Consider the following 3,766-nt stretch of genomic DNA (forward strand, 5'->3'; position numbering starts at 1 on the left):
AAAGCCGGCACGCGGTGGCTCTGCGAAGCTACACCACCAGCAGGGACACGACCTCGGCGAGACCCATTCTGTCACAGTAATCCAGCAGGAGCTGCGGTTTGTCCGGTCCGTGGCGCTGGGGAAATGTTGCCATGAGCGTCGCGGAATGGGGCCGCTCCAGAAGGAGTTTCACCTTCTCCACCTGCGTACTCTTTCGAAAGAGGCCGCAGCAGTGAGCCAGCATCAGCAGCAGGGTCGTCGCGGTCCGCTCGGAGACGCCGAGCATGATGCGGCTATCGCGATCTGCCATCCAGAAATCGAGCCAGATGCCCTTATCGTCGTATGTCCGCCACGCGGCTCGGATCTCGACGGGACCCTTTTCCAGAACATGACGTCGGACGGTTTCGTCGGACCATGCGAGCTGCTCGATCAAAGCCATGAATTCCTCAATCGGCAGCGTATCGAAGCTCTTCCGCCTGTTACCTTTGGCGGCGGTCGAGACGATAATCGGGTCAATGATCAGTCGGTAGCCCGGGGCATCGTCGAGGCCCAGGTCATAGGCCATGTAGGAGTACAGGAAGTCGTTCGGGATCATGCGTTCCTTGAGGCCCTGCGCGCGCAGCAGGAACATCCAGAGGGCCTCCATCATTGCTTTGGAGAGCTTTATCGCGTCATCGCTGTCGATGGCTCTTCCATACCAGTCAAGAGCAACCATATCTCGCTCCCACCCCAGTATGGACTGGTGCCAACGCTTGCCATCTTTATTCAGCATTTCTGAATTCCTTTGTCGGAAGTCGTATCTTGGGTGAGCCTCGCACGGGTCGATTGTTTAGATCTGGTCGAATTCGCTTTCCGTCGAGACAAGCGCGACGCCAGCGATCCAAAGGTTGATCGAGTGCGACGAAGCGACGTGAGCGCCTCATCATGCGTTCGCTTAGGCGCCCTAACGTCGCGCCAGTTCGGATGGGGGTCCAACCGATCGTCGAGACGTCGGGAGCGTCGTGCCGGTCGAGCCGGCGCAGGGATATGAATCTAATTGGGACCGTTTCGGACCTGCTGCCGCGGCCTTAGGATCACTCAGCCGAGTCAGCAGAGAACGACACCGCTCGGCGGGCTGGCGAAGTCGCTGCGCCGGTTTGCCTGCGGGGTCATCGCGGCGCGTTCCCGGAAAACCGGACAGGGCGGGCGCTTTGGGCAGTGCACATCACGCTGGCTCGCTACCGCAAGAGCGTGTTGGATACCGCATAGCTTCACACTCTTACGGCCGGGGACGATGCTGCACCCTGCAAAGACAGCGTCCAAAGCCGCGCAATATGGCCGTCGATATTGAATGCCCAGCTTCACAAGTGCGGCTCGAAGTTGATCAGTGGCACGCTGCGGTGCACCGCGGCGTCCATTCGATCGCAGTTGGTACGAGCCACTGCTTCCATGAAACGGCGTGACCCATTGGCAGGCACCCCAGCCGTCTTCTTTGAGTGTATAGGCTGCGGGCTTCGCCTACGCGCCGCGTTCCGAGAAGATCTTCGTCAAGGTTGCTCCGCAATCAAACAACAATTGATCACACCGTAAGAGGATTCAATCGCAGTGTTGTATTCTGCTTCAGCGTACTGCACCGCTCAAGCATGGAATTCAATTCGTCGATGCCGCAGATATCCTCGATGCGGCCGCGAATCCATTCGAGCGCATAGTGAACCTGTACCGTATTTGGGTACAGCAGCACGCGCCATGAACGGTTTATATTGGGGTTTTCGAGATGCAGCTGGAAATAACGGGCGAGATCCCAGGTGATGGGGGCTGGCTCTCCGCGAGACAGGCGACCAGCAAATACGGCCAGTTCGAACAGGCGATAATAGTCGATCGTGTATGGAGCCCCATGATAACACTGCCAGATCCGTGATGCGTTTACGCCGCTGACCAATGATAGGCAGGTCATCTCCATAATGGACAACTCGCTCAAGCCGTCGAGCATATCGCGGGAGATGGTATCGTCGTTGCGACGCTTTCCCTTGAAGACCTCGATCAGCGTGGCGCGGAAACCCTTTGCCGTAGTCTGAGCGGCCAACCGTGCCCGCGCTACGAGGGTGAACGCCTTCACATGGGCGTCGATCAGTCCATTGAGGGTCTCGGCGTCGCCGATTGCCGCGAGCCGTGCGACCTTTGCTGGCGTCAGATATCCTCTGTACGCAGGTTCGCACCGCGTTTCGCGCTCTTGGATGTACCGGCGCCCGTTTCGCAACAGCGTCTCGATGGACGACGGACCTGGCGGGGCTGACTTCAGCGCATCGTCAAGCGTTTTTGGGCGAGATTTGCGCCTCTGGTTGGTTTGGCGGCGCGCCTCAACGGCACCAAGGGCTTTCACGATGCATTCGAGATCCGCAACCAAGCACGCCTGAACGTGATCGAGTTCGGCTTCGAGTTCGGTGCGCGGCTTGTTGCCCGGGCCGATGCCGTCATAAGGGCCAAGTCCGGCTCGTTGTGACGGACGGAAGTGAACTGCGACGAAATGCAGGGGTTGACCCTGTCGTCGCACAAACTGCGGCACCAGCCGCGGGATGGTTCCCCAGAAGTCCAGTACACCCATGACGCAACACTCACCCGAATCACTGATATCGATATTACGCCATGGTGAAGCCACTGGGGAGTCAGGCTCCGCAGGAGCGTAGTCCTCGCCGGCGAGAGCAACGGTTGAACAACAAGCGCGGCTAATACCCTCAAATTTTACGGAAACGCGGATCTTGGCTTTTACAGCTGTCTGGTAGTTCTCCCGGGTCAACGGGAGCTAGCATGGATGATGATCTCGGCATCGACGTCAGGGGAAGGGCCGATCACCGCGAGAGAGCTGAAGGAGCGCCAGTTCGCCCCAGTCAAGTTCATCGTCGAGGGATTGATTCCCACTGGGCTGACGATCCTGGCGGGTGCACCGAAGGCCAAGAAGAGTTGGCTGGCTCTCGATATCGCGTCGTCTGTCTCTCGCGGCGTGTCCTGCCTCGACGATCAGAGGAACCACTGTCCGAAAGGGGCCGTGCTTTATCTCGCACTGGAGGACAGCCAAGCGCGGATCAGGAGCCGACTGGGTCACCTGCTCGGCGACGATGTGGATTGGCCCTCCAACCTCTACTTTGAGACGGCCTTCCCGCGGATCGACGCCGATTGCCTGTCGCGTCTGCGTCGATGGGCCGATCAAACCGACGAGGCCCGGTTGATCGTCATCGACGTCTTTCACAAGATCCGGTCGGCCACGGGTGCCCAAGGCGGCTACGGCCGGGATTATGCCGATCTGAGCGCGCTGCAGACGTTGGCGCGGGAGAAAGACATCGGAATCATGCTGGTCCATCACCTGCGCAAGACGGGGGGTGACCCGTTTGACCGGATGATGGGCTCGATCGGCATCCAGGGCGCCGCCGACACCCTCATCGTGCTCGACGACCGCGGTTTGGGTGCGCGGCTCCTAGCGCGAGGACGAGATATCGAGGAAAGCGCGCAGGAGCTGAGGTTCGATGAGCTGGCGATGCGTTGGCGGCCCTCTCACAGGCCGGCAGTCGTCAAGAATCCTGAACGCGCGCGCATCATGGCCATCCTGCGCGACAGTTCCAAGCCGATGAGCCCCCTTCAGATCAGCCTCGCCTCGGGTCAAACTGCGAATGCCGTCAGCAAGCTTCTGGGTGCAATGGTCGCCGAAGGCATGGTGTCTAAGGCGGGCTGGGGCACCTACGCTTGCTCAGCACTATCAGCATGCAGATTCCGACGCGACCGGCCGGGTAATCCAATAATTAACCGGCCACTGTTC

The 3,766-nt window shown here is 59.6% G+C and carries 3 protein-coding genes; 1 reads left to right on the forward strand and 2 read right to left on the reverse strand.

The window, feature by feature from the left end; translation table 11 throughout:
- Nucleotides 1–28 precede the first annotated feature (28 nt).
- On the reverse strand, nt 29–751 hold the full coding sequence (locus AX750_RS12525) for a hypothetical protein (protein WP_067254336.1): 723 nt from the start codon (nt 749–751) through the stop codon (nt 29–31).
- Between the two features lie 786 nt (nt 752–1,537).
- The gene (locus AX750_RS12530; RefSeq protein ID WP_156450177.1) at nt 1,538–2,560 is read right to left on the reverse strand and encodes a hypothetical protein; all 1,023 of its coding nucleotides are present in this window, start codon (nt 2,558–2,560) and stop codon (nt 1,538–1,540) included.
- 207 nt (nt 2,561–2,767) lie between these two features.
- On the opposite strand from AX750_RS12530, the gene AX750_RS12535 reads away from it, so the two are divergent.
- Nucleotides 2,768–3,766, forward strand: a 999-nt coding sequence (locus tag AX750_RS12535) for an AAA family ATPase (RefSeq protein ID WP_067254343.1), incomplete at its 3' end; no start/stop codon positions are given.

This window comes from Methylobacterium sp. CCH7-A2, from assembly GCF_001557075.1.
In the GTDB taxonomy this organism is placed as follows: domain Bacteria; phylum Pseudomonadota; class Alphaproteobacteria; order Rhizobiales; family Beijerinckiaceae; genus Allobosea; species Allobosea massiliensis.